The following is a 25,675-nucleotide window of genomic DNA, read 5'->3' on the forward strand; positions in this document are numbered from 1 at the left end:
CGACGGGCCGGACCGTGACGGATTCCGATCCTTTCCCGGTGTTCCCGTCACGTCTATCAGCTGCCGCATGTGAACCGTATATGAGGGATCGGGGAATGCGGTTTTTCGCAAACAGGGCTCACATCGGGCGCTCCCTAGCGTTCCGGTCATGAATCTCTGCAAACGGGCCTGGTGGCGGCTCACCGGCCATCCGGGCAAGACGTTGATGTTGATCGGTTTGTTCTTCGTGATCTGCACCCTGGTGCTGTCCGGATTCCTGATCCAGTCGGCGGCGGCCCGTGCGGCCGAGCACGCCAAGAAGAGCGTGGGGGCCGTCGCCACCATGCAACTCGACGTGAACGCCCTGCTCAATTCGGGAAAGAACAACGGCACCGATCCCGCCGGCGCCCGGGGCGGGACGATCGGTTCCCGCGGTGATCTGCACCGTTCGCTGGTCGACCGGATCTGCGCGTCGTCGGTGGTCAGCCAGTGCAACTACACGACGGACAGCGGGGCCTTCCCCACCAAATCCACCAAGCTCTACCAGCCGGTTCCGCCGCCCCGCGGTCAGGATTCGCTCGGCACCGACCTGTTCAAGGTGGACGGCATTCGCGACCTGAACGCGGTCGGCGCCTTCCGCAACGGCGACTCCACGTTGGTGTCCGGACGCGGAATCGGACCGGACAGCAAGAGCGACGAGATCGTCGTCGAGGAACGCCTGGCCAAGGAGAACGGCCTCAAGGTGGGCGACACCGCGAAACTCAGGGTGGGTGAGTTGCCGCCACCCGGCCAGAAGGCCGACGAGCGGGAACACGAGTTCAAGGTCATCGGCATCTACCGCAGCGACGTCGCGGACACCGGTTCGTACGTCCCCGCGATGGCGGACCCGGCCAATCAGCTCTACGCCACGCCGGACGGCGCCAGCGTCCTCCTCGGCAAGGGCACGGGCCAGGACGGCGTCCTCAAGCAGGCCACCTTCACCCTCGACGCCCCCGAGGACCTGGACCGGCTCAAGAAGGACGCCGCGGCCGCGGGCGCCGACCTGGACCTCTTCCCGCTGTCGATCAACGACAAGCAGTACCGGACCCTGGTCGGCCCGATCACCAGGACCGCCGACTTCGCCGGCGTCACGGTGTGGCTGGTCGCGATCGGCGGCACCGTCATCCTCGCCCTCGTCGTCGCCTCCGCCCTGCGCGAGCGCCGCGGCGAACTGGGCATCCTGCTCTCGCTCGGGGAGAAGAAGCCCAGGCTGCTCGGCCAACACCTGGTGGAGGTGGTCGCCTGCGCGGTGCTGGCGATCGGCCTCGCCGGCGCGTGCAGCCAGTTCCTCTCCCGCGCCCTCGGCGACCGGCTCCTGGCCAGCGAGGTCTCCGCCGCCAACGAGGCGGCCGCGAACGAGGCGAACCAACCCGACCCCAGCGACCCCACCGGCCTGGCGAAGAAGGACCGACCCGAGGTCGAGCCCCTCTCGTCGATGGAGATCCGGCTCGGGCCCGCCGACATCGCCAAGGTCGGCGCCACCGGCCTCGGCATCGCGGCCCTGGCGACCTGCATTCCGGGCGCCCGCGTGCTGCGCCTGAACCCGCGCGACATCCTCACGAAGGGCGACTGACGTGACCACCCCCGTCCTGGAACTCACCGACCTGAGCCGCACCCACCAAGCCGGCAACCGGCGGCGCACCGTCCTGGCCGGCGTCTCGTACGCCTTCGAGGCCGGCCGCATGTACGCGATCGTCGGGCCCTCGGGATCCGGCAAGACGACGCTGCTGTCCCTGGCCAGTGGCCTGGACTCGCCCACCTCGGGCAGCGTCCGCTTCCGGGGCCGCGACATCGCGGAGCTGGGCCTGGGCGCCTACCGCAACCGGCACGCGGCCACCGTGTTCCAGTCCCTGAACCTGCTCACCTACATGACCGCCGTGCAGAACGTCACCTCCGCCATGGAGATCACCGGCGTCAAGGGGGTGCCGAGGAAGCGACGCGCCCACGAACTGCTCGATCTGCTCGGCATCGAGCCGGCCGACCGCACCCGACGCACCCTGCAGCTCTCCGGCGGCCAACAGCAGCGCGTCGCCATCGCCCGGGCGCTGGCGTGCGAGGTGGACGTCCTCTTCGCGGACGAACCCACCGGCAGCCTGGATCACGAGACGGCCGACGACATCGTCCGGATCTTCCGGAGACTGGCCCACGACGACGGCAAGTGCGTGATCGTGGTGACCCACTCGAAGGAGGTCGCGCACGCCTGCGACGAGGTGCTGCACCTCAAGCGGGGCACGTTGGTGCCGCACGGGTGACCGTTCCCGTGCGGCACGGTGCGCGGTGCGGCACGCCGTGGGGGCGCGCCGCACCTCCCGGCGTCAGAACACGAACGGCCCCGGGGACTGGGGCGAGGTGGCCTTGCAGGTCGCGGTGATGCCGAACACCACCACCTGGAGGGAGGAGCCTTCCAGTTGGTCGCCCGTGGCGACGGTGCCGGTGAGCGGGCCGGTGGAGACCGCACCGCCGGCCGGGATCGCCGGGTTGGAACTGCCGCTGAACACCACGGTGTCCGAACCGTTCTTGGTCAGCGTGAGCTCCGAGGAGACCGAGTTCGCGCCGATGTCGAGGGGCGAGGTGATCGCCGACGTGGACACGCTGATGGTGGCGTCGGTGCCGCTCTGGGTGGCGGTGAGCGTGGCCGAACCGGAGCCGTAACTACCGCAGTCGAAGGAGAGGGTCGCGGTGTCCGGCGTCACCGCGGCGGAGGCCGGCGCCATCGCGAGGGTGCCCGCGAGGGCGATGCCGACGCCGAGTAAGGAGGCGATGCCGAGCTTGCCGTGTCTCATGGGAGACCGCCTTTGTGAGGGGGAGCCAATTGAGGCACGCACCCCCGAAGACGACAAGACAACCCCCCATGATTTTTGGCGTGCCTATGCCCATACGCGCCGCGCTCGGACACCGGTCCGCAGCCACCGTGACCTGAGGGGGCGCGCCCCTGCCGCCCGGCAATTAGGCTGGCGTTCACCGGGCGATCCCCCACCGGCAGGCGGGAGTTCGGGCCCGGTCGGAACTCTTCTGTCACCCTGTCACCACGCCCTTGAGGACGGACATCGTGCTCGGAGTACGCGCTTCCCGATGGCGGCGACGCCTCGCCTTCCGCTGCGCCGCCCTCACCGGCCCCGCACTGGTCGCCGCCACCCTGCTGGCACCGCCCTCGGCCCATGCGGCCACCGCGGACGACATCCGCATCAACGAGGTGGTGACCACCGGCGACGTCGACGACTCGATCGAGCTGTACAACAAGGGCTCCGCCGCCGTCGACCTCTCGGGCTGGATCCTCAAGGACGACAACGACGGCTCCGCGTACCCGATCGCGTCCGGCACGACCCTGGCCCCCGGCGCGTTCCGGGCCTTCGACGTGCACGCGGCGTTCGGCCTGGGCTCCAACGACCAGGCGCGCCTCTACCTCCCCGACGGCACCACCCTGGTCGACGGCTTCGGCTGGCGCAGTCACTCCGCCCCCTCCTGGTCCCGCTGCCCCGACGGCACCGGCGCGTTCGGCGCGGCCAAGCTGACCCTGGGCGCGGCGAACGACTGCGGCGGCAACGGCGGCCCCGCACCGACGGCATGGCCCGGCGGCGGCTCCGTCACCACCGCCGACGCCGCCAACGTCTTCGGCGAGGACCTCAGCGGCCTGTACCAGGAGGGCGGCGTCATGTGGGGCGCACAGAACTCCGGCACGCTCTGGCGCCTGGTCCCGGACGGCTCCGGTGGCTGGCAGCCGGACACCGCGAACGGGTGGAGGTCCGGCAAGACGCTCCGCTTCCCCGGCGGTTCCGGCAGTCCGGACAGCGAGGGCGTCACGCTCACCGGCGCCGGGTCCGCGGGCGGCGTCTTCGTCGCGAGCGAGCGCAACGGCGACGCGTCCGGGACCAGCCGCCTGTCCGTGCTCAAGTACGACGCCGGCGGTTCCGGTGCGACGCTGACGGCCGCCAAGGAGTGGAACCTCACTGCCGACCTGCCGCCGGTCGGCGCCAACCTCGGCTTCGAGGGCATCACCTGGGTCCCCGACGCCTACCTGACCTCGTCCGGCTTCAAGGACGGCTCGACCGGATCGGCCTACGACCCCAAGCGGTACGGCAGCCACACCGGCGGCGTCTTCTTCGTCGGCGTCGAAGGCACCGGCACGGTCCACGGGTACGTGCTCCAGGACTCCGGCGCGTACACCCGCGTCGCCACTCTCGACAGCGGCATGACCGGCGTGATGGAACTCCAGTGGGAGCCGCAGGCCGCACGCCTGTGGGTGGTCTGCGACGACACCTGCAACGGTCAGCACCGGACCATGAAGGTCGACGCGTCCGGCGCGTTCGCCACCACGGCCGTCTACGACCGCCCGAGCGGCATGCCCGACTACAACAACGAGGGCTTCTCCGTGGCCGGCGCCGACGCGTGCGTGAACGGCACCAAGCCGGTGTACTGGGCCGACGACAGCAACGACGACGGCCACGCGCTGCGCAGGGGCACCGTCACCTGCTGAACCGCACGTCGGCGGAGTGCGGCCCGGGGCGCGCCCGCCGGATCCCACTCCGCCGACGAGTGCCGGGCACCGGTCCGGCCGGCCACATCCCTCGCGGGCGCCGCACCATTTGCACCCGTTCGCGGTGGACAGCGCAGGATCTCCCCACCCGCTTGTTAGCGTGGCGCTCCATCCCGCCCTTCGAACCCTGTGGGCACAGGGCGGCGGCGCCTGGCGCCACGGCGATCCTGGGGGAACAGTGCGACACGGCAAGTTGTCCGGGTTCGGCGTGCCGAGCCTCCTCGCGCTCGGACTCGGGCTGTGGGGCATCACGCGCGAGCACAGCATGTGGCGCGACGAGGCCGCGACCTGGCAGGCCGCACACCGTTCCCTGGGCGAGTTGGCGCACATGGTCGGCCAGGCGGACGTCGTCCACGGCCTCTACTACGCCCTGATGCACGGCGTGTTCGCCCTGTTCGGCGACAGTCTCCTCACCCTGCGGCTGCCTTCGGTACTGGCCGCCGCCACCGCGTGCGGGCTGACGGGACTGCTCGGCACCCGGCTCGCCGGACACCGGGCCGGCATGGGGGCGGGGCTCGCCCTGGCCGTCGTGCCGGCCGTTCAGGAACAGGCACAGGAGGGCCGTTCGTACGCCCTGGTCCTCGCCCTCGTGGTCCTGGAGACCTGGCTCTTCGTGGAGATCCTGGCGCGGAAGGGCAGTTGGCGTTGGACGTGGTACGCCGGGACGGCGCTGTTCGCCGGCTGGCTCCATTGGTTCTCGCTGCTCGCCGTGGTCGCGCACGGCGTCACCCTGGTGTGCGTCCGCCCGGGCCGGGCCCAGTGGGCGCGCTGGGGACTGGCCGCCGCCGGAGCCGTGGTCGGCACCCTGCCGGTCATCCTCACCAGTCGCACTCAGGTCGCCCTGGTCTCCTGGATCGCGCCGCTCGGTTGGTCGACCGTCCTCGGCATGTCGGGCATCATCGCGTTCGCGGCCCTCTGCGCCCGTCTGTCGCGCGGCGGTCCGGCGGGCGGCGCACATCACGACGGGCCGGGCCCGGGAGTGTCGCTGGCGGCCGTCGCCCTCCCGCTCTGCGCGGTGCCGCAATTGTCGCTGGCCCTGGTCTCCCTGGTCCAACCCCTCTACCTGACCCGCTACGTGCTCTTCACCTACGTGGGGCTCGCCCTGCTCATCGGCGCGCTGCTCGGCACGCTCGGCACGCGCCTGCGCATACCCGCCCGCGTGCTGCTGCCGGCCACCGTCGCACTGGCGCTCCTGGTCCTCCTCCCCCTCGAACTCCGCCTCCGCACGGTGGGCAGCCGGGTGGACGATGTGCTCACCGCGGCCACCACGGTCGGCCGCGTCCGCGGCAGCGCCGACGGGGTGCTCTACGTCCCCGCCGCACACCGCGACACCGCCCTCGTCTCGCCCGGCGAGTTCGCCGGCCTGCGGGACCTCGCACTGGCGCAGAGCCCGGTGGAATCCGGCACGTTGAAGGGCGTGGAGGCCGCGCCGCAGGCCATAGAGCGGGCCATGCTGGGCGCGCGGCGCATAGTGCTGGTCACCGACCCCGGTCCCCAGCGGTCCCCCTCGGTCCGCGACCTCACCAAGCAGCGCGTCCTGGCCGAACGCTTCACGCTCCGTTCGGACGTCGTCGAGCGGGGCCGGCGGATAAGCGTCTACGAACGACGCCCGCCCGACCACCCCGCCCGGCATCCGGACACCGGCCCGGCACCGGCCCGGTGAGGCCGGGTCAGGGGCCGGCGGACCGCACCCGGTGCCGCAACTCGGCACCGGGTGGGTCGGCCGCTCAGTGGGCGAAGCCCCAGTCGAGCATCTTGGTGGCGTCGCCGAAGCGGCCCTTGTCGTCCTTGAGGATCACGCCGATCAGTGTCCGGTTGTCCCGCTTGGCGGCGAAGACCAGGCAGTACCCGTCCTCCGGGCCGCTGCCGGTCTTGACGCCCAGGGCGCCGTCGTAGGTGGTCAGCAGCTCGTTGGTGTTGACCCAGGTGTAGTACCGGGTGTGGCCGTTGGCCGCCGGGGCCTCGGTCTTGAACTGCTTGTTCTTCACGACGTCGGCGAACACCGGCTGCAGCATCGCGCGCTGGCCGAGCTTGGCCAGGTCGCGGGCGGTGCTGTGGTTGTTGCCGTTCGAGAAGCCGTCGACGCCGTCGAAGTGCGTCGAGGTCATGCCCAGTTGTTGCGCCTCGGCGTTCATCTGGTTCACGAAGTCGGCGATCCGCGCCTCTTCGGTGTCCCCGGAGCCGAAGTTGTCGGCCAGGGCCCGCGCGGCGTCCGCGCCGGACGGGATCAGCATGGCGTGCAGCAGTTGCCTGGCGGTCAGCGTGTCACCGGTCTGGAGGTCGGCGGTGCTGGCGCCGACCTTCTGGACGTAGTCGCGGTACTCCTGCTTCACCGTGATCTGCCGGTCCAGCCACTCGGGGTGCTTGAGCACCACCATGGCCGTCATGATCTTGGTGGTGCTGGCCATCGGGACGCTCTCGTCCGCCTTGGCCCCGGCCCACAGCTCCCGCTCCTGGCTGCCGTCGCGGGCGTCCAGCAGGAAGGCGTGGTCGGCGTTGATCTGGGGAGCGGCCTGGTCCTTCGGGTCCTGTGCGACGGCGCCCGTGCCACCCGCGGCGTGCTGGCCGCCCTGGGACGGCTGGAGCTGCTGCGCAGCGCCCTGGTTCCGGTCGGCCGTCGTGGTGGCCGTGCCGCCCTGCTGACCGTTCTCGTCTGCGGAGTGCGTGGCACCTGGGGTGGCCGCCTGGGCCAGGCCACCGGCGGTGATCGGGAGGGCGGCACCGACGAGTGCGACCATCGCGATCCGGACTCCGGTGCGGTGTATGCGGTTGGGGCGTGCGTGGGAACCCATGGGGCGTTCCTCCAGCCGGCGAGGGGACGCCGGCACGTAGTGGGAATTCAGTTCACAATGAACCTACTTGGGCGATGACAGTCACTGTCAAGCCGGCTTTGTCATAGTCAGGCAACAGCTCCCGCCTGTGTGTATGCGGTGTGCAGGTGACTGGCGTTTTCCGTGAGGCAGCTCGCACGCAGCGCCCGGCCGGCTCCCCTGCGTCACGAGGGGGCGACCACCCCACCCACCCCTCGGCGGACGCCAAGCGCGTTGCGCGGAAGAGTTTTTGACGACGCCCGTCGCGTGCACCGCGGCCACGATCCGCTCCAGAAACGCCGCCCGCCGCGACAACGCCGCGTGGCCGGCACTCCCCCCGCTCACCGATCCTCAATTAACTAGACCAGTCGTCATAGTTGGGCTAGCGTGACGACCATGGCTCGACGAACTGACAGTCGGCGACGGATCCTTGAGTCCGCCGCCGAGCTCTTCCACACGCAGGGCTACCACGCCACCGGGCTCAACCAGGTCGTCACCGCGAGCGGTGCGCCGAAGGGCTCCCTGTACTTCCACTTCCCCGGCGGCAAGGAGCAACTGGCCGCCGAGGCACTCCGGATGTCGGGCGGCGACCTGCGCGACGTCCTCGGCGAGACCGTCGCCGGGGCCCCGGACCCGGCGAGCGCGGTGGACGCCGTCATGGACCTCCTGATCGGTCTGCTGACCGCCTCCGCCTTCCAACGCGGCTGCCCGCTCGCAGCCGTCACGCTGGACGCCGCGGCGGACAGCGAACCCATCCGCCTGGCCTGCGCCGAGGGCTACGACTCCTGGCGCACGCTGCTCGCCGACTTCTTCACCGAGCAGGGACTGGCCGCCGACCGGGCGGACGCCCTGGCAACCGTCGTGCTCGCCTCCATCGAGGGCGCCTTGCTGCTGGCGAAGGCCCGTCACGACACCGCCCCGCTGCGCGCGGTCGCCGACCACCTGCGCACCACCCTCGCCAAGGAGTTCCCCCGATGCGCGTCCACCACCTGAACGCCGGCACCCTCCGCCCGATCGGCGGGCGGCTCGTCGACGGCGAGCCGGGGCTGTTCCGCAGGGCCGAGATGGTCTGCCACTGCCTGCTGCTGGAGACCGACGCGGGCCTGGTCCTCGTCGAGACCGGCATCGGCGCCCAGGCCAACCGCCGCCCCGAGGAGTGGCTCGGCCGACGGTTCGTGCACCTGACCAACCCGCTCCTCGACGCCGAGGAGCCCGTCGTCCGGCAGATAGCGCGGCTGGGTTACGACCCGGCCGACGTGCGGCACGTCGTCCTCACCCACCTCGACCTCGACCACGCCGGCGGCCTGGTGGACTTCCCCCAGGCCACCGTGCACCTCTACGCCGAGGAGCTGCGCGCGGCCGAAAGCCCCCGCTCCGTGCGCGAGCGCAACCGCTACCGCACGGCCCAGTTCGCCCACCGCCCGACGTGGGCACCGTACGAGGGGTTGGGCGAGCCGTGGTGGGGGTTCGACGCGGTCCGTGAACTCGACGGTCTGCCGCCGGAGATCCTGCTCGTCCCACTCGCCGGACACACCCGGGGCCACGCCGGGGTCGCCGTCGACACCGGGGACGGCTGGCTCCTGCACGCCGGCGACGCCTACTTCCACCCCGGCCAGCTCGACCCCGCCCGACCGCACTGCCCGCCCGGCCTCGCGGTGTTCGAGTCGATGATGCAGACCGAGAAGCGGGCGCGGCTGCACAACCAACAGCGGCTGCGCGAACTGGCCCGCGACCACGGCGACCGGGTCCGGATCTTCTCGGCCCACAACGCCGCCGAATTCCGGCGGCACGCCGCCCTGCCGACGCAGGCCGCCGCCTGACCCGGAGGTCCCGGCAGCCCGCTCAGCGGCCGGGCCGGCCGTCCGCGCCGGGCGGGGCGAGGAGGCGCCGGAGCCAGCGGGTGCGGGCTTCCAGGGCGTGCCGGCTCAGGGCCGCGCCGGGGGCGAAGGTGTCGAAGCCGTGGCAGGCGCCGGGCCAGACGTGCAGTTCGGCCTGACCGCCGGCCCGCCAGAGCGCGTCGGCGTAGGCGACGCCCTCGTCCCGGAAGGTCTCGGCCGATCCGACCTCCAGGTAGGCCGGGGGCAGTCCGGACAGGTCCGTGGCGCGGGCGGGAGCCGCGTAGGGCGGCACGTCGTCGGCCCCGTGGCGGTCCCCCAGCAGTGCCTGCCAGGCGGTGGCGTTGGAGGTGCGGTCCCAGGTGTCGTGGCCGGCCATCTGGTGACTGGAGAAGGTGTCGTTGCGGTCGTCGAGCATCGGGGACAGCAGCAGTTGCCCGATCGGGGTGGGGCCGCCGCGGTCCCGGGTGAGGAGGGCGAGCGCCGCGGCGAGTCCGCCGCCGGCGCTCTTCCCCCCGAGGACGATGCGGTCCGGATCGACGCCCCATTCGGCCGCGTGGGCGGCGATCCAGACGAGTCCGGCGTAGCCGTCCTCCACCGCTCCCGGGTATCGCGTGCCCGGCGCCAGCCGGTACTCGACGGAGATGACGGCCATCTCCAGGGGGTGACCCCAGTCGCGCAACAGCCGGGGCAGCACGGACCACGCGCTGCCCATGAGCAGGCCGCCGCCGTGCAGGTAGTACAGGAGCGGCAGGGGCCCGGTGCTGTCGGCGGGTCGTGCGCTCACCAGCGTGACGTCCGGCGCGCCCGCGACTCCCGGAACGCGCAGTTCCGCCACCTCGAAGCGGCCGTCGGCCTGGAGGTCCCGGACCGTCGGCCGGGGGCGGGCCGCCGCGTCCCGTGCCTGTCGCGACGCGAGGTTCGCCGGCGTGAACGGCTGCCGCGCCGCCTCACCCAACGCCGCGAGTGCCACGGCCAGTTCGGGGTCGAGAGGGGGTGCGCCGGCCGGTGTCGCCGGGGCCCGGCCGGACTGCGCCGACGTGCCACCGGCGGCTGCGCCGGCGCCCGGGGCGAACGCTCGCTGGAGGTCCATGCGGCGTAGTCAACCACGTGCGCCGTTGGGGGCGTTCGACGGGAGCGACCGCGCCGGGCGGCCTCACATCAGGAGGGCCGGCTCCCCGAGACCGGCGTAGTAGGCGCCGACGTCGGCGAGGTAGCGCGCGTCGGTGGTCTGGCTGTCCACGGTGAAGCGGGGCGCGGCCTTGACCTCGTCCTTGGTGCGGGTGACCGTGACCGTCTTGGTGGCCGGGTCGATGGCCCGCACGATGCCCGCGGGGATCAGCACGCTCTTGCCGAAGACCCAGACCGCGGTGTCGACCACGAGGTGCTGCCGTCCTGGCGTGTCCATCTGGCGTTGCACCTGCCCGAGCTTCCCGTCCGGCGTCTCCACGCCGTACCCCGTCAGCACCGGGTGGCCCTCGTGGCCGATGTCCGTCGGGTAGGCCCAGATGCTGATGTCGTTCATGGTGGAGGGGTCCTTTCTCGCGTGGTTCCGTCAGGCCGGGGCGGGTCCGGGAGGTTGACCGCCGCCGTGGACCCGCCCCGTCCTGCTGAGCCCGTACCCGGCTAACGGAGCGTCACGCCACCGAATGTTCCCAACGGCTCGGCGGGACGTCGCGGAGCCGCCCGTGGAGGTGCCCCGCCGCCCGCTCCGGACGGGCGTCGTCGCCGGTCGTCCGCTTCCCGGACCCGGCCGCCCCATCCGCTCGGACCTGGCTGACGTGCGGGGACGACCACCCGACCGCCTCATCCGGGACGCCGGAACGGGTGGTGCCTGGTTCACGGTCCGTGGCGGGGCACGCTCACCGGCCACAGGCCACGCTCACGGCCGGACGGGCACGTCCGACGCCGCTCGTAGCTGAGGAGAACCCGTGAACGCTGAAACTTCCGCCCCGGAGTCCGCACTGCCCGCGCCCGAGGCCGAACTGCCCGGGCCCCGAGGCGCCGTCGCTGAAGGTCCGCGGCGAAGCGCTCACCTTCCTGGGGTACGCCCGGACCGGGCCCGGTCCGCACTACTGGGAGTGGGCCGAGTGCCAGGACGGCGATCACGATCCGGTGCGTCTGACGGCCCACACCGAAGTCCGGCCCGCCGGCATCCAGGACCCGCCGGCGGGCGGGCCGGGGAGCTGACGTGGTGGCCGGGGTTCAGCCGAGGACGAGGGGGAGCCGCACGGCCGGGCCGCCGGCTGCGGCCAGTGCGGCCCGTTGGGCGTCGGTCGGGGCGCGCCGGCCGGTGCCGACCAGGAGGGCGTCCGCGTCGGAGAAGGAGGCCGGGAAGGCCGTACCGGCGATCGCCTCCAGCAGTTCGCGGGCCCGGGCGAGGCTCTCGGCCGGCGGCGGCGCCGCGGCCGGGAGGTGGGCGATCAGGTCGAGGTGGTGCAGGGTCCATTCCAGGACGTACGTGGCGAGGTAGTCGGCGGCGGTGAGTACCTCGCCGCGGGTGCCGACCCGGAGGTCCGGGTCGGCGAGCGCGGCGGCGCGGCCGGCGGCGGAGCCCACGTCGTCGAGGTGGAACCTCAGCAGCCGCGGCTCCTCGTAGGCGGCGGCCAGACGGACCGTCAGGGCGTCGAGGGGGTCGTCGCCGGTCGGCGGTGTGTCGGTGACGTCCCAGTAGGTGACCGCGGTGCGGGTGGGTGCGGTGTCGGCGGGGGTCACGAGGGTGATCAGGACGTCCTGGGCGTCGGTGATCAGGTGGCTCACGAGGTCCCGGACGAGCCAGCCGGTACAGCCGGAGGGCCGGGCGAAGTCCTCGTCGGGGAGTTCGGCGACCGCCGTGCGCAACGCCGTCCAGGCGCGGGAGAAGAGGTCCACGGAGGCAAGCTAACAACCGGTCGCGCCGCCCTGCGACCGGTTTCCCTCCCCCCGCGCGGTGGGCCCGGGCGGCGCGGGTGGGGAGGGGCGCGCCGGTGGGTCAGCGGCCCGGGCCCGGGGCGGGGCCCGTCGACGCCCGTCGCCTCACAGGGCGCCGCGGCGCCACTCCCGCAGGAGCAGGTACCCGAGATAGGCGCCGCCCAGGGCCATCGTCCAGATGCCGACGGGGAGTTTGTCGAAGAGCGGGGCGTTCTGCGCCGCCAGGTCGGCGAGGACGAGCAGCAGGGCGCCCGACAGTGCGGACAGGGCCAGGTGCGGGCCGCTGCCGCGGGTCAGTCGCTTGACGATCTGCGGTGCGGTGAGCGCGATGAAGGAGATCGGGCCGGCGGCCGAGACCGCACCGGCGGACAGCACGATGGTCAGCAGCACGGCGCCGGTGAAGGCGCGTTCCGGCCGTGCGCCGAGCGCGGCCGCCGTGGTCTGTCCCATCTCGCTCAGGCCCAGGGGCCGGGACAGCAGTGCGGCGCACGGGGCGCAGACCAGGAGCACCGCGCCGATGGTGGCCGCGTCGCCCCAGGACCGGGCGGTCAGGCTGCCGTTGAGGTAGGAGCTGAGCACGGTGGCCTGGTCGCGGGCGATGGCGTAGACGATGTACTGGATGAAGGCGGTCGCCATGGCGGAGACGCCGATGCCGGCGATGACCAGGCGGCTGGGGTTGCGGAAGCCGGTGCCGGTCGACACGTAGACCAGCGCCATGGCCGCCACCGCCCCGCCGAGCGCCCCCAGGGCGACCGGTGCGCCCGGGAAGAGCAGGGCGACCAGCGCCGCGCCCGCGCCGGCGCCCGGGCCGAGGCCGATGACGTCCGGGCTGCCCAGCGGATTGCGGGTCACCGACTGGAACAGTGCCCCGGACAGCCCGAAGGCGGCACCGGCGGCGACCGCCACCGTCAGCCGCGGTCCGCGCAACCGGTCCAGGACGAAGCCGTCGACGCCGACCGCGTGGCCGGTCAGCGCCGCGGGCAGGTCCGGCAGGGCGATGCCCAGGCGGCCCACGGTGAGGGTGGCGGTGCAGGCCACGAGCACCCCCACGAGCAGGACCGCGCCGACCCAGACCATCCGGACCGGGACCCGCAGGGCGATCGCGGGTCCGGCCTTGAGGAGGATCTTCCGGTTGCCCGGCCGGCGGACCGCCGAGGGGGAGGTGGTGGAGGAAGGCGTCATGAGGTGGCTCGCATCCTGCGAACGGCGATCAGAAGGGCGGGGGCACCTGCGAAGGCCGTGACGACGCCGACCATCAACTCCTGCGGGCGGACCACGAGTCGCCCGATGACGTCGGCCGTGAGCAGCAGGGTGGGGCCGAGCAGGGCGCTCAGCACGACCTGTCGCCGCAGGTCGGCTCCGAGCAGGGTGCGGGCCAGGTGCGGGACGGCGAGTCCGACGAAGGCGATCGGCCCGGCCGCCGCGGTGGCGGCGGCGCTCAGCACCGTGGCCGTCAGCAGCGCGATCGCCTTCACCCGTTCCGGGCGGGCGCCGAGGGCCGTCGCGGAGTCCTCGCCCAGCGCGACCGCGTTCAGGCTGCGGCCCAGGAGCAGGGCGAGCGCGAATCCGGCGGCGGCCAGCGGCAGTACGGCCCGTACGGCGTCCCAGTCGTGTCCGCCGAGGGCGCCGACGACCCAGTAGCGGTAGCTGTCGAACACCTGCGGACGGCTGAGGGTGACGGCCTGGATGAAGGCGCTCAGCACGGCGGTGAGCACCGCGCCGCCCAGCACCAGGCGGACCGGGCTGAGTCCGCTGCCGAGGGCGCCGATGACGTAGACGAACAGGCCGGCCAGCAGGGCGCCCGGCAGGGCCCACAGCAGGGTCTGGGTCTGCCCGGAGGCGCCGGCGAAGGCGGTGGCGGCCACCACGCTCGCCGCGGCTCCGGTGTTGACGCCCAACAGGCCGGGTTCGGCGAGCGGGTTGCGGGTCACCGCCTGCATCAGGACGCCGGCCACGGCGAGGCCGAGGCCGACCACGAGGCCCAGGGCGGTCCGCGGGTAGCGGCTCTGGACGACGGTGGTGGTGTAGGCGTCGGCGTGGCCGGTGACGGCGGCCCAGACCTGGTCCGGGGCCAGGGTCTTGCTGCCGAACATGATGCTGGCGACGCAGGCGAGGACGAGGGCGGCCAGGGCCGGCAGCAGGACGACGGCGGTGCGCCGGACGGGCCGGCGCACGCGCGTCCGCGGCTCCTCGGTGTCGATGGTCGAGGTCATGGGTCCAGACGTCCCGTGGGGTTACTTACCGGCCTTCTTGACCGCGTCGTCGATGAGCGGCAGGTAGCGCTTGATGCTGTACGGGACGGTGAGCGGGTTGATCATGGAGGAGGCGGTGACGAAGGAGTTGTCCGAACTCGCCACGACGGCGCCCTTCTTGATGGCGGGCATGGCACCGTACAGCGGCTGCTTCTCGATCTCGCTGCGGGTCTTGGCGTCGGAGTAGAAGGTGAAGAGCACGTCGCTCTTGTTGAGCTTGTCGGCGTTCTCCAGGCCGATCAGCGACGAGTCGGTGCCCTCGGTCTCCTTGAAGGTGTTGACCACCGGGTCGACCTTGAGCCCCAGGGACTTCACCATCTCCACCCGCTGCTCGGTGGGCTTGAACACGCCCAACGTGCCGGGGCCGGAGGTGTAGACGTAGGAGAACGAGACGTTCTTGTAGTTCGGCCGGGTGGCCGCGGCGTCGGCGAGCTCCTTCTTGATGTCCTTGATGAGCCCGGTGCCCTTCGCCGGCTGGCCGAGGGACTTGGCGATGATGTTGATCTGCTGGTCCCAGTCGGTGCTCCACGCCTTGTCAGGGTAGGCGACCGTCGGCGCGATGTCCTTCAGCAGGTCGTACTGCTTGGCCGTGATGCCCGACCAGGGCGCCAGGATCAGGTCCGGGGCGAGTTCGGTGATCGCCTCGATGTCGAGCTGGTCACCGCCCTTGAACTGCTTGGGCAGCGGGTCGCCGGCCTTCTTCACCGCGTCCTTGATCCAGGGCAGGTAGCCGGACTTGTCGCTGCCCCAGGGGTACTCCTCCACGCCGACCGGCGTGTGGCCGAGGGCGATGGCGGTCTCGGCCGACCCCTGGCCGAGGGTGACGATCCGCTTGGGCTCCTTGTCGATCTTGGCGGTGCCCAGCGCGCTCTTGATGGACACCGGGAAGGCGCCGTGCGAGCCGTCGGAAGCGGCGGCGTCGCTCTTGTCCCCGCCACCGCAGGCGCTGACGAGCAACAGCAACGAGGCCGCTGCCGAGGCGGCGAAGAGGCGGCGCGGTGCGCGGCGCGTAGCGATGGCCATGCCAAGTCCTTTGCTTCGAGGCAGCACGAAGCGGAGCCCGCGTGCCTGTGGTGACGATCGGTCCGGACGGAGAGAGAAGGAACCCCACCCCCAAGACGGCTTAGGTAAGCCTAACCTCTCATCCGTTCGGCCTCGACCATCGCCCCCCACTTCTCCCGACCGCCGCCGGCCGAAGGAGCGTCAGCGGCACCGCCCTGCCTCACTTCTCGGCCATGGAGTGGAGGGTGGGGTGGGGTGGTGCGGCCGGCGCGCAGCACCCGGGCCGGTACGGGGCTCGGCAACAGGCGCCCGAACGACACGGCGGTCAGGCACGCCTCGGCGACGCCGGCGGCCCTGCTGCACGCGTGCGCCGCGGTGCCGTCGCCGAACGCGGCGTACAGCACCGGGCCCGGTCGATCCGCCGTCAGTCGTCCGCGGGTCCGGCGCCGGGGGGTTCCCGGTGGGCGGCGGCCGCGCTGCGACCGCTCTCCAAGTGCTTCGTGACCAGCTCTTCGACGCGTGCGACGTCCCGGTCGGCGAGCGCCGCGTAGAGCGCCTCGTGCTCCTTCGCCATGGCCATCAGGTCGTCGTGCTGCGCCAGGAGCCAGCGCATCCGGCTCCGCAGGGTGCGTTCGAGTTCGTTCAGCAGCTCGTTGTCGGCCAGCGAGATCACCGTCTCGTGGAAGTCGGCCGCCGCGCGCCGGGCCGTCACGGCGTCCCCGCGGCGCGCGGCGGTCAGCTCCGCGTCGAGGTCCACGCGCAGTCGCGCCAGGCCGGCACGGGTGCGGCGTTGGGCGGCGAGCCGGAAGGCCAGCGTCTCCAGGGCGGAGCGCACCTCGTCGAGGTCGGCGAGGTCGGTGGGCGTGAACTCCCGCACCACGGCCCAGGTCCGCGGGCGCGGCGTCACCAGCCCCTCGGTGACCAGCGCCTTCAGGGCGTCCCGGATCGGCAGGCGGCTCACTCCCAGCTCCGCGGCGAGTTCGCGTTCGACCAGCCTGCTGCCCGGTGTGCGGGCACCGTCGATGATCTCGTCGCGCAGCTGTCGGGTGACCCGCTCCGACTCGGGCGCGAACCCTCCAGACCCTGTCATGACCCCATTCTCGCATCGGTCGGTGTGGCGTCGGGCGCCCCGTCACCGCTCCCGGGAAGGCCAGTGCGCGCCTGGTCAGGAAGGCCGTGGCCGCGCCGGCGGGCGAGCGAGGGCGGCCGTGACGACGGCCGCGAGCAGGAGGGTGCCGAGGGGATAGCGGACGGCGATGGTGAAGCCGTGCAGCGTGGCCGCCCGCGCACCGCCGTGGAAGGCCGCGGCCGTGCTCGCGGCGACCGTGTTGAACACGGCCGATCCGATGGAACCCCCCACCTGCTGGGCGGAGTTGACGACGGCGGAGGCGATCCCGGAGTGCTGTGCGGGCACCCCGGAGGTGGCGGCGTTCATGATGGCCAGGAAGCTGCCGCCCAGGCCCACGGCGAAGGTGGCGAGCGCGGGCAGGACGCGGGTCGCGTACCCGGAGTCCGGCCCCAGGAGGGTGAGCTGGAAGAGTCCCCCGGCGGCGATGCACAGCCCGGCCGTCATCATCACGCGCGGCCCGAAGCGGGGCAGCAGCCGGGTGCCGAGCTGGGTGGCGGTCGCCGTCGTCACGATGCTGATCGGCAGGAACCCGAGGCCGGCGGCGACGGCCGACCAACCCAGCACGGTCTGCAGGTAGTACGTGAGGAACAGCGAGACCGACAGTTGGGCCATCATCAGCGCGCCCCCGGCCAGCAGCGCCGCGACCCGGCCACGGTCGCGGACCAGTCGCGGCGGCAGCAGCGGCACCGCGGCACGGGTCTGCCGCACCGCGAACGCCGCGAGCAGTGCGGCGCCGCCGAGCAACGCGCCCAGCACCAGCGGGGCCGTCCAGCCGTCCGCCTCGGCCCGGCTGCAGCCGTAGACCACGACCGTCACCCCGCCGCAGCCCAGAACGGCCCCGCTGACGTCGATGCGGCCGTGGACCCGCGGCGAGCGGTCGCGCGGCATCCACGCCGCACCGAGCAGCGCCAGGAGCGCGATCGGCACGTTGACCCACAGGCACCAGCGCCATCCGAACCCCTGGGTGAGCAGCCCGCCCAGGACCACGCCCAGCGACGCCCCGGCGCCGCCCAGCGCACCGAAGACGGCGATCGCCCGGCGGCGCTCCGCGGGATCGGGGAAGCCCGTGGCGACCAGGGCCAGGGCCGACGCGGCGAGCAGCGCGGCGAACGCGCCCTGCACGGCACGCGCGGCGAACAGCGCCTGGGCCGTGGGCGCCACGCCCGCGCCGGCGGAGGCGGCCGCGAAACCGACCAGTCCGGCGACGAACACCCGGGTACGGCCGGCGTGGTCGGCGATGCGCCCGGCGAGCAGCAGCAGTCCGCCGAAGGCGACGGTGTAGGAGGTCACCACCCACGGGCGGTCGCCGTCGGCCATCCGCAGCTCCGTCTGGAGCGACGGCATCGCCACGCTGACGATGGTGCTGTCCAGCAGGATCATCAACTGCGCCAGCCCGAGCACGCCCAGCGCCCACCACCGCCGTGGATGCGCGGGCGGCGGCTGCACGGGGGCGGTGGTCGGTATCGGGTGGGCGTTCATGGCCTTACCTGGTGCGGAGTCGACGGGTCCGGGCACCCGCGCCGGGCACCGGCCGGTGCCGGGCGGGTGACCACGGGGCGGGGCTGACGGTGCCGGGAGCGGATCACCGCGCGAGCGGCAGGCCGGCGCGCACCACGCGCACCGGCTGGGCGAGCACGGAAACGTCGGCGAGCGGGTCCCCGGAGACCACCAGCACGTCGCCCGCGAAGCCCGGTGCCAGGCGGCCCGCCGTCCGCTCCAGGCCGAGCAGTCGGGCCGCCTGGGTGGTCGCCGTGCGGAGCGCGTCCAGCGCCGTCAGCCCGGCCGCGTGCATCAACTCCACTTCCCGGCCGATGGGTTCGACCGAGCCGCCGGACGAGTCCGTGCCTGCCGCCAGCGGAACGCCGAGTTCGTGCGCGGCCCGCACGGCCTCCTTGAGCACCGGCAGGTACGCCCGGCCGCGCTCGGCGAGCACCGGGTCGGACTCCTCGGCGAGGCCGGCGATCGCGGTCAGGGTCGGGGTGAAGTACGTGCCCCGGCGCCGCATGGCGTGCAGGGTCCGCTCGGCGACGAACACCCCGTGCTCCAGGGACCGGATCCCGGCCCGCACCGCGTCGTCACAACCGCGCTCGCTGTAGCTGTGGCACAGCACTCCCCGCCCGCCGCGCCGGGCCGCCGCCACCACCTCGGAGAGCTGCTCGTACGAGTAGACCTGCGCCAACGGGTCCTGCTCCGGCAGGCCGGCCCGCTCGTTCACCCGGGTCTTGATGACGTCGGCGCCGCGGGCGAGGTTCACCTGGACGACCCGGCGCAGCGCCTCGGCCGAGCGGACGCCCTCCTTCAGCCGGGCGAGTGGGGTGAGGTCCGGGTCGGCGAGCACCGTGTCCCCGAGATCGGGGGTGACGAAGACGCCCGCGGCGCGCAGCCGGGGGGCTCGTTCCGGTGCCTGGCGGGCCAACTCCCGTACGGCGATGTCCTGGTAGAAGTTGGTGGAGCCGCTGCGGGCGCTGGTGGCGCCCTTGCGGACCGCGTCCAGGGCCTCGGTGGCGGTGTTGAGGTGGATGTGCGCGTCGATCAGGCCGGGCAGCACCCACCGGCCGTGGGCGTCGAGGCGGGGGGCGCCGGCCGGGACGGCGGTCCGGGCCCGGGCACCGGCGGCGCGTACCACGCCGTCGCGGATCACGACGACGGCGTCCTCCGTGACCTCGCCGGTGGCCGGGTCCAGCAGGGTGCCGCCCTCGACGACCAGGTCGCCGGTGCGGGGCGCGCCCGGCGCCGGCGCGTCGGTGGCTCCCCGTGCCGGCGCCGCGGCGGCCCCCGGAGCCGCCGTCAGGGCGGCGGTGCCGGCCAGGGCGGCGGCTCCGGCGAGGACACCGCGACGCGTGACCCGGCTGGGCGGGGGCGGGACGGACTCGACGCACATGGCGGTCTCCTCAAGGCTCTGCGTTCATCGATCGGCCAATTGGTATACCAAATTGAAGACGACGGACAAGAGCTATGAGCGGTTCTGGAAGGATGGATGAGACGATCGGGGCCGCTTCGACCTCCGCATTTCGGATTTTGGTATCCCAATCGGGAGGTCCGTCCGGGGACGCCCGCCCGAGCTCCCCCACGCCCGGCACCCGGCACCCTGCACCCGCAGGGCCCCGCGGGCGGGAGTCAGGCCGGGCGCGGTACGTACGCCAGGCCGTGGGCACCGGGCGCGGCGCGCTTGGCGAGGTCCAAGCGCGCCAGCCGCTCCAACGTCTCCAGGTCGATGACGTCGACCGTGGACGAGACGACGCAGGACACGTAGGCCAGCCGACCGTCGGGCGAGGAGGTGAGGGTCAGCGGGCAGAGCCCGACTTCGACCTCGCCCAGCGGCTTCCGGGTGCCGGCGGAGAACACCGTCAGGCGCCCCGGCGCCTGCCGGCCGAGCTGCGACCCGGGGTCGGGCGTCATCCGCACCTCGCCGGCGAGCAGCTTGCCCGTCGAGGTCAGGTGCACCGGCAGGACGACGTCCTCGGTGGGCAGGGCGTCGACGACGGACGCCGTCCGGGCCTCGACGACCCGGATGCCGGTGGCCGGTCGCTCCTCGGCATCGGTGAAGAAGGAGCCGGCGTAGGGGGAGGCGACGAAGACGTGCGCGCCGTCGCCGGAGACGGCCAGTCCCTCACTGCCCGGCACCTCGACCTTCGCGGTGAGGACTCCCCGTTCGAGGTCGACGACCGAGACGAACGGCGCCTCCTTGTTGGTGGCGTAGCCCGTCCGGCCGGCGGGGTCGATGGCGAACCAGTGCGGGCCGGGCGCGTCCGTGTCGATCCGGCCCAGCGGCCGGCGGGTACCGGTGTCGACGACCACGACGCCGCCGGGCCGGTCCGCCGAGCCTTCCACGCTGACGTAGAGGCGGCCGCGTGCGGCGTCCAACGCCAGTCCGTGCGGGCCGTGTTCCGGCGCAAGGTCGACGACCTCGACGATGCGGCGGGTGTCGGGGTCGAGGACGGTCAGCTCGGTGCGGCGGCCGCCGTTCGCGTGGTAGTAGCCCGACTGGTACGTCGTGGTGCACCACAGCAGGCGCTGGGTGGGGTCGAAGCACACCTCGTGCGGTTCGGCGGGGACCTCCGTCGTTCCGAGGTGCCGGTCCGAGGCGGCGTCGAAGAACGAGACCGTCGGCCCGCTCTGGCTGACCACCGCCAGCACATCGCCTTCTCGACCGGAACGGGGTGACTGCGGCACGGCGAACTCCTTCAACGAGTGCAGCGCGAAGCTGAAAGGCAGGGAGACGACGAAGAGGCATCCGATGGGGCCTCCGCGCGTCTTCGTGGACAGTTCCACTCTCCGTCCGCGACGCTCGCCGGAGCAATGCAAAGATAGGCAGCTAGTCCTTTCCTCAGCCGTAAAAACGCAGGTCAGGATGTTGCCGAAGGAGGGAACGGCGATGGATCTCAATCTGCTGCGGGCGCTGGACGTGCTGCTCCAGGAGAACAGCGTGACCCGGGCCGCGGAACGGCTCGGCACCTCGCCCGCGGCCACCAGCCGGACCTTGGCCAGGCTGCGCCGCACCGTCGGCGACCCGTTGCTGGTCCGTGCGGGCCAACGGCTGGTCCCGACCCCGCGGGCCCTGGAACTGCGGGAGGAGGTCGGCGCGTTGCTGCGCCGCTGCGACGACGTGCTGCGCCCCGGCGCCGGATTCGATGCCGTGCACCTCCGGCGCAGCTTCACCGTGCAGGCGGCCGACCTGCTGCTGGTGGGACTGGCCGGCGCCCTGACCGAACGCATCCACGCGGAGGCCCCGCACGTGGACGTGGTGTTCGTGCCGGAGGCGGTGGAGGGCGGCCCCGCCCTGCGGCAGGGCTGGGTGGACGTCGAACTGGGCGTCCTGGGGCACCTGGACCCGGAGATCCGGACCCGGCAGCTCACCCGCACCACCATGGTCGGCGTCGCGCGCCGCGACCATCCGCTCTTCGACGGCCGGATCGATGCCCGACGGTTCGCCGCGACCGACCACATCGGCATCTCCCGGCTCGGCAAACGCCTCGGCCCCATCGACAGTGCCCTGGCGGAGCTCGGACTGCGCCGCCGGACCGCGGTCGTCGTCCCCAGTCACACCAGTGCGATGCTGCTCGCCCGGGACACCGACCTCATCGCGCTCTGCCTGGCCGACTGGCTCCCCGAGACCGTCTCCGCACTGGGCCTGCGCACCTTCCCCCTGCCCCTCGACCTACCGCCCCTCGACCTCGGAATGGCCTGGCACCCGCGCAACGCGAACGACCCGGGGCACCGCTGGTTCCGCGACCGCCTGACGGCCGCGGTCCTGGACCCATCCGACGCTCCCCCAGGGGGCACGACGCGGCACTGAGGTCGCCAGTCCTCAGCGGCACGTCGACGAAGGGCGCGCGGATCGCGGGGGAACCGCGGGGCGGCGAGCGGTGCGTGGAACTCTGGCGGTGGTGGCCGCGTCGCCCACGAAGGCGCCCCCGGGGAACGTTCCGTCCCGCCCCGGCGTTGGTCCCCCGTCCGCCGCCCCGCGCTCCCGACGTCCCGAACCGCCGACCCCGAGGGATTGCCGTGCCCCGAACCGCACCGACCGCCACCGGCGACCGCGCCCCCGCCACCGTCCCGCCCCTGCCCTGCCTGGCCGATCAAGCCGAGCGCCTGATCGCGCTCGGCGTCCACGAGCGCGCCGGTCTGTCCCCCGCCGCGCTCCGCGCGTTCGCCGCCGACTCTGCCGCTGCCTCCGCCGGAGCAGCGGGCGGCCTCCTCGCCGTCCACCCGGACCGCGCCCCCGCCTCCGCCCTCGCACCGCTGCTCCGCCGTGCGGGCACGCCCGGCTTCGTGGTCACCGACATGGGCGACGTCGACCGGTTCGCCCCCCTCGACGCCGCCACACCGCCGGACTCCCCGCTCTACCTCCTCACCGGACTCGACCGCGGCGACCACCTCGCCAACTGGAGTCCGAACGAGGCACTGCCCGCCCTCACCGCGGCGCACCGCACCCCGCTGCTGCTCACCGAGGGCATCCACTGGCTGCTCCAGCAGCCCACCGCCCTGGAGCCCAACCACTGCTTCATGACCATCGGCTCCCGCCTGCGCAAGGCGAACGGCAGCCTGGACGCCCGCACCCCGGCGATCTGGATCAGCGGCGGAACCGGCCGGGACGGCCGTGAGCGCCGCAACGCCCCCAAGGTCGGCTGGTGTTGGGCGGGCAACCGGCACACCTGGCTGGGCTTCGCCTCGGCGACGACGCGCACCACGAGGTGATGGATCGGCGCTCCGCGCGCTCACGTGGGAGTCGGCAGCCGTCCGCCGCGTCGGCTCACGGCGCCCCCAGGTACGCGTCGAGTGCCGCCGCGCCCGCCAGCATCGCCAGGCCCCGGGCCGTCAGTCGGTCGCGCCACTCCCGCAGCGCGGCCTGCAACGGCTCGGGTCCGCCCGCCGTCCTGACCTGTTCCAGCACCCGGGCGATCTGCGCCAACCCGTAGCCTCCGCGGCGCAGTTGGTGGGCGAGCAGCACGTCGCGCACGTCGGCGGGGGCGTAGACGCGGTAGCCGGTGCGGGGGTCGCGCCGGGGTACGACGAGCCCGGCGCGCTCCCACTTGCGCAACGTCGCGGCCCGCAGGCCCAGCCGGTCCGCCAGCGGCCCGATGAACGTCGTGCCGGACGCCGGCTCGTGCGTCGGGGCCAGGTCGCGCAGCGCGTCCGCCACCTCCTCCAGCGTGCTTCGGTCGCCGGCCAGTTGCGCATGGCTCCGGTCGATCAGCCGCAGCGCGTCCTCGATCGCGCCGTCGTTCACGGCCCGCATGATCGTCCCGGCGGTCGCGTGGCCGTGTGCCGGGATCAGCGCCAGGAACGTCCGCAGGGCCGCCGCGTGGCGCGGGGCGTAGACGCGGTAGCCGCTCGGCGCGCGTTCGGCCGGCGGCAGGATGCCCGCCTCCTCGTAGTTGCGGACCGCCTGGGTGGACAGGCCGTGCTCGCGTGCGAGATCGATGGGACGCAAACGCATGGTGAAGGTTCGTCCTCGGGAAGGTCGGGAAATTGCCCTGATCGGCGGCAGGTTGCTGACGAAAATGCAGGCAAGTTTACACCGAAGGTTCAACGATACGGTTGAAGGCATGACGGCCACGATCCGGGACGCCGCCCTTCCCTTCACCGGCGGCGCCCTCACCGCGCTCCTGTCCCCCGACACCCGCCTGCTCGGCCTCGGCGAGCCCACCCACGGCGTCGAAGCCTTCCCCGAACTCCGCAACGAGCTCTTCCGTCACCTCGTCGAACACGAGGGGTACCGCTCGATCGCCGTCGAGAGCGACTGCCTGGCGGCACTGATCGTCGACGCGTACGTCGGCGACGGCACCGGGACCCTGGACGAGGCGTTGGCGCGCGGCTTCAGCCACGACTTCGGCGCCCACCGCGCCAACCGCGAGCTGCTGCGCTGGATGCGTGCCTGGAACGCCAGGCATCCCGCGTCCGATCGGCTCCGCTTCTACGGCTGCGACGGCCCGTTGGAGACCGCCGGTGCCGCCAGCCCCCGTGCGGCCCTGACCTCGTTGCACGACTACCTCGCCGCCCACCTCGCCCCGGAGTGCGACCGGGCCCGCCTCGACCGGCTCCTCGGCCTCGACGAGCGGTGGACCCGTCCGGGCGCCATGATGGACCCGGGCGAGTCCGTCGGCCGCAGCCCCGAGGCCAGTGAACTGCGCCTGGTCGCGGACGACTTGTGCGCGCTGCTGGCCTGGCACGCCCCGCGCCTGACGGCCGCCACCTCCCCCGACGCCTTCTGGCACGCCGAACTGCACGCCCGCACCGCCACCGGACTGCTGCGCTACCACGCGGGGATGGCGAACACCGCGCCCACCCGTATCGACACGCTGCTGTCGGTGCGCGACGCGATGATGGCCGACAACCTCGACGCCGTCGTCCGCCGCGAGGCCCGCCGCGGTCCCACGCTCGCCTTCGCCCACAACCGCCATCTGCAACGGGACGAGAGTCGGATGCAGTTCGCCGGCAGGTCGGTGCGGTGGTGGAGCGCGGGCGCCCTCGTCGGCACCCGCCTCGGCGAGCGCTACGCCTTCGTCGCGAGCACGTTCGGCAGCCGCGGCACCGACGTCCCGCACCCCGACACCTTGGAAGGAGTGCTGTCGTCGCTCCCCGAGGCGCGCACCGTCATCGATCCCGGCCGCCTCGCCGCCTGCCTGGACCGGGAACTGACGCCCCGCGTCCCCGCCGACCACACCTACTTCGCCCTCGATCCGACCACCACCGACCAGACCGAGGCCATCGTGTTCGTGAGGGACGTCCCGGCCCATACCTGACGGGGCGTCTGGAGGGCGTTGGAGAAGCGCTGTTGGAAGGCGGACCGGGCCGGACGGTGCGCGGGGCGACCGTCGACTGTGGGATGGATCACAGGAGACGATGCGGGGGCGGGCAATGGGGGCGGAGTCGGACAGATGGGCTCGACGGTCCCCGTCCCGGGGCGGCCGAACCCGCACTCCGACGCACCGTTCGCCGCTTTCGCTCCCCGGATTCCCAATTCTCCCCCGGAGAAAGGTTGTACGGGCAAGGAGGGAACTCCCCGCGCCAACACAAAGGTGATTGACGGGTGAAGGAATCGTGAAAACATCCTGAGATCCGGAGACCGCGGCGCGCCCCGAGGCGCGCCGTCGGGCTACCGGTTCCCGTCTCGATTCCCACCACGGAGACCCACGTGGCAATACTTTCCGGCCGCAAGCGCGGACGCGTCCTGTCCCGTCTCGCCACCGCGGCCCTCGCCGTCGCACTGGCCGGCACCGCTGCCGGCGCCTCCTTCGCGTCGGACAACCCCGGCTCGGCCGCCCGGAACGCCCGCAAGGCCGCGCCCCAGTCGCCGGCCAAGGCACCGAAGGCGATCACCGGAGTCGCCGGCTACGACGGCCCCACCGCGGCCAGCCCGATCTTCCCGCTCTTCGGCGTGGAGTCCTCCGGCGCCACCTACTCCTACTACCTCGACGGCGCGGGCGCGTTCATGCCCCGGGAGAAGCTCGACGACTACGGTGCGGTCCGCGCCAACCAGCAGCTGCTCGACAACGACCAGGACGGCTACGCGGACGCCGACTGGCTCTGGACCCCCCAGGGCGAGCTGTACTTCAGTGGTGGCGACGTTCCCGACGGCGGCCTCATCGGCGGCGGTTGGAACATCTACGACAAGGTGCTCTCCCCCGGCAACCTCGGCGGCGCCAAGGAGTACGACATCCTCGCCCGCGACCGCAACGGCG

The 25,675-nt window shown here is 73.0% G+C and carries 23 protein-coding genes and 1 pseudogene; 11 read left to right on the top strand and 13 right to left on the bottom strand.

Annotation, left to right across the window (positions count from 1 at the left end; genetic code table 11):
- The first annotated feature begins 148 nt into the window (after positions 1-148).
- Both ACJ6WD_RS29345 and ACJ6WD_RS29350 read left to right on the top strand, forming a co-directional pair.
- Positions 149-1,591 (top strand): ABC transporter permease, encoded by a 1,443-nt coding sequence (locus tag ACJ6WD_RS29345; RefSeq protein ID WP_407616862.1) that lies wholly within the window; start codon positions 149-151, stop codon positions 1,589-1,591.
- Between the two features lies 1 nt (position 1,592).
- On the top strand, positions 1,593-2,270 hold the full coding sequence (locus ACJ6WD_RS29350) for an ABC transporter ATP-binding protein (protein ID WP_233657438.1): 678 nt from the start codon (positions 1,593-1,595) through the stop codon (positions 2,268-2,270).
- 63 nt (positions 2,271-2,333) lie between these two features.
- Here the strand turns inward: ACJ6WD_RS29350 and ACJ6WD_RS29355 are convergent, their stop codons facing one another.
- Complete coding sequence (locus ACJ6WD_RS29355) at positions 2,334-2,801, bottom strand: hypothetical protein (RefSeq protein WP_044372873.1); 468 nt, start codon at positions 2,799-2,801, stop codon at positions 2,334-2,336.
- 266 nt (positions 2,802-3,067) lie between these two features.
- On the opposite strand from ACJ6WD_RS29355, the gene ACJ6WD_RS29360 reads away from it, so the two are divergent.
- A complete protein-coding gene (locus ACJ6WD_RS29360; protein ID WP_233657440.1) occupies positions 3,068-4,492 on the top strand; it encodes a lamin tail domain-containing protein in 1,425 nt (474 codons plus the stop codon).
- A gap of 268 nt (positions 4,493-4,760) precedes the next feature.
- Positions 4,761-6,215: a hypothetical protein gene (locus ACJ6WD_RS29365; RefSeq protein WP_407616863.1), complete on the top strand. Its 1,455-nt coding sequence runs from the start codon at positions 4,761-4,763 to the stop codon at positions 6,213-6,215.
- Between the two features lie 64 nt (positions 6,216-6,279).
- On the opposite strand, the gene ACJ6WD_RS29370 is transcribed toward ACJ6WD_RS29365, so the two are convergent.
- The gene (locus ACJ6WD_RS29370; RefSeq protein WP_233657442.1) at positions 6,280-7,344 is read right to left on the bottom strand and encodes a D-alanyl-D-alanine carboxypeptidase family protein; all 1,065 of its coding nucleotides are present in this window, start codon (positions 7,342-7,344) and stop codon (positions 6,280-6,282) included.
- A gap of 414 nt (positions 7,345-7,758) precedes the next feature.
- On the opposite strand from ACJ6WD_RS29370, the gene ACJ6WD_RS29375 reads away from it, so the two are divergent.
- Both ACJ6WD_RS29375 and ACJ6WD_RS29380 read left to right on the top strand, forming a co-directional pair.
- The gene (locus ACJ6WD_RS29375) at positions 7,759-8,355 is read left to right on the top strand and encodes a TetR/AcrR family transcriptional regulator (RefSeq protein ID WP_016574183.1); all 597 of its coding nucleotides are present in this window, start codon (positions 7,759-7,761) and stop codon (positions 8,353-8,355) included.
- Entirely contained in the window at positions 8,337-9,182 is an 846-nt protein-coding gene (locus ACJ6WD_RS29380) for an MBL fold metallo-hydrolase (protein WP_233657443.1), read from the top strand. The genes ACJ6WD_RS29375 and ACJ6WD_RS29380 overlap by 19 nt, the downstream gene beginning before the upstream one ends.
- A gap of 22 nt (positions 9,183-9,204) precedes the next feature.
- On the opposite strand, the gene ACJ6WD_RS29385 is transcribed toward ACJ6WD_RS29380, so the two are convergent.
- On the bottom strand, positions 9,205-10,290 hold the full coding sequence (locus ACJ6WD_RS29385) for an alpha/beta hydrolase (RefSeq protein ID WP_407616864.1): 1,086 nt from the start codon (positions 10,288-10,290) through the stop codon (positions 9,205-9,207).
- Positions 10,291-10,353: 63 nt separating this feature from the next.
- Positions 10,354-10,722: a PRC-barrel domain containing protein gene (locus ACJ6WD_RS29390; protein ID WP_233657445.1), complete on the bottom strand. Its 369-nt coding sequence runs from the start codon at positions 10,720-10,722 to the stop codon at positions 10,354-10,356.
- Positions 10,723-11,207: 485 nt separating this feature from the next.
- Here ACJ6WD_RS29390 and ACJ6WD_RS29395 point away from each other — a divergent pair, with 485 nt between their 5' ends.
- Positions 11,208-11,387, top strand: coding sequence for a DUF6303 family protein (locus ACJ6WD_RS29395; protein ID WP_374206788.1), 180 nt, complete (start codon positions 11,208-11,210; stop codon positions 11,385-11,387).
- 15 nt (positions 11,388-11,402) lie between these two features.
- Here the strand turns inward: ACJ6WD_RS29395 and ACJ6WD_RS29400 are convergent, their stop codons facing one another.
- From ACJ6WD_RS29400 to ACJ6WD_RS29435, 8 genes are all read right to left on the bottom strand, one after another.
- A complete protein-coding gene (locus tag ACJ6WD_RS29400; RefSeq protein WP_331247279.1) occupies positions 11,403-12,068 on the bottom strand; it encodes a maleylpyruvate isomerase N-terminal domain-containing protein in 666 nt (221 codons plus the stop codon).
- A 144-nt stretch (positions 12,069-12,212) separates the two neighbouring features.
- Positions 12,213-13,289: a FecCD family ABC transporter permease gene (locus tag ACJ6WD_RS29405; protein WP_376445524.1), complete on the bottom strand. Its 1,077-nt coding sequence runs from the start codon at positions 13,287-13,289 to the stop codon at positions 12,213-12,215.
- Positions 13,286-14,320, bottom strand: a complete 1,035-nt coding sequence (locus ACJ6WD_RS29410) for an iron chelate uptake ABC transporter family permease subunit (protein WP_331247278.1) — start codon at positions 14,318-14,320, stop codon at positions 13,286-13,288. The genes ACJ6WD_RS29405 and ACJ6WD_RS29410 overlap by 4 nt, the downstream gene beginning before the upstream one ends.
- A gap of 21 nt (positions 14,321-14,341) precedes the next feature.
- Positions 14,342-15,382 carry an iron-siderophore ABC transporter substrate-binding protein gene (locus ACJ6WD_RS29415; RefSeq protein ID WP_233657449.1) on the bottom strand — a complete coding sequence of 347 codons (1,041 nt, stop codon included), beginning with the start codon at positions 15,380-15,382 and terminating at the stop codon, positions 14,342-14,344.
- A 403-nt stretch (positions 15,383-15,785) separates the two neighbouring features.
- Positions 15,786-16,451, bottom strand: a complete 666-nt coding sequence (locus tag ACJ6WD_RS29420; RefSeq protein WP_233657450.1) for a GntR family transcriptional regulator — start codon at positions 16,449-16,451, stop codon at positions 15,786-15,788.
- Between the two features lie 75 nt (positions 16,452-16,526).
- Complete coding sequence (locus ACJ6WD_RS29425) at positions 16,527-17,969, bottom strand: MFS transporter (RefSeq protein ID WP_407616865.1); 1,443 nt, start codon at positions 17,967-17,969, stop codon at positions 16,527-16,529.
- Between the two features lie 103 nt (positions 17,970-18,072).
- Positions 18,073-19,371: an amidohydrolase family protein gene (locus ACJ6WD_RS29430; RefSeq protein ID WP_331247276.1), complete on the bottom strand. Its 1,299-nt coding sequence runs from the start codon at positions 19,369-19,371 to the stop codon at positions 18,073-18,075.
- Positions 19,372-19,607: 236 nt separating this feature from the next.
- The gene (locus ACJ6WD_RS29435; RefSeq protein WP_407616866.1) at positions 19,608-20,663 is read right to left on the bottom strand and encodes a YncE family protein; all 1,056 of its coding nucleotides are present in this window, start codon (positions 20,661-20,663) and stop codon (positions 19,608-19,610) included.
- Positions 20,664-20,865: 202 nt separating this feature from the next.
- Here ACJ6WD_RS29435 and ACJ6WD_RS29440 point away from each other — a divergent pair, with 202 nt between their 5' ends.
- Together ACJ6WD_RS29440 and ACJ6WD_RS29445 are read left to right on the top strand one after the other, a co-directional pair.
- Positions 20,866-21,786, top strand: coding sequence for a LysR family transcriptional regulator (locus tag ACJ6WD_RS29440; RefSeq protein ID WP_407616867.1), 921 nt, complete (start codon positions 20,866-20,868; stop codon positions 21,784-21,786).
- 209 nt (positions 21,787-21,995) lie between these two features.
- Complete coding sequence (locus ACJ6WD_RS29445; protein ID WP_407616868.1) at positions 21,996-22,688, top strand: DUF5701 family protein; 693 nt, start codon at positions 21,996-21,998, stop codon at positions 22,686-22,688.
- Between the two features lie 55 nt (positions 22,689-22,743).
- Here the strand turns inward: ACJ6WD_RS29445 and ACJ6WD_RS29450 are convergent, their stop codons facing one another.
- Positions 22,744-23,430 (bottom strand): MerR family transcriptional regulator, encoded by a 687-nt coding sequence (locus ACJ6WD_RS29450; protein WP_233657456.1) that lies wholly within the window; start codon positions 23,428-23,430, stop codon positions 22,744-22,746.
- Between the two features lie 109 nt (positions 23,431-23,539).
- Between ACJ6WD_RS29450 and ACJ6WD_RS29455 the strand changes: the two genes are divergently transcribed.
- Both ACJ6WD_RS29455 and ACJ6WD_RS29460 read left to right on the top strand, forming a co-directional pair.
- Complete coding sequence (locus tag ACJ6WD_RS29455) at positions 23,540-24,736, top strand: erythromycin esterase family protein (protein ID WP_407616869.1); 1,197 nt, start codon at positions 23,540-23,542, stop codon at positions 24,734-24,736.
- 392 nt (positions 24,737-25,128) lie between these two features.
- Positions 25,129-25,675 (top strand): annotated as a pseudogene (locus ACJ6WD_RS29460) (hypothetical protein); the annotation flags it as partial.

It is taken from the genome of Streptomyces sp. VTCC 41912 (assembly GCF_045799175.1).
GTDB lineage: Bacteria > Actinomycetota > Actinomycetes > Streptomycetales > Streptomycetaceae > Streptomyces > Streptomyces albulus_C.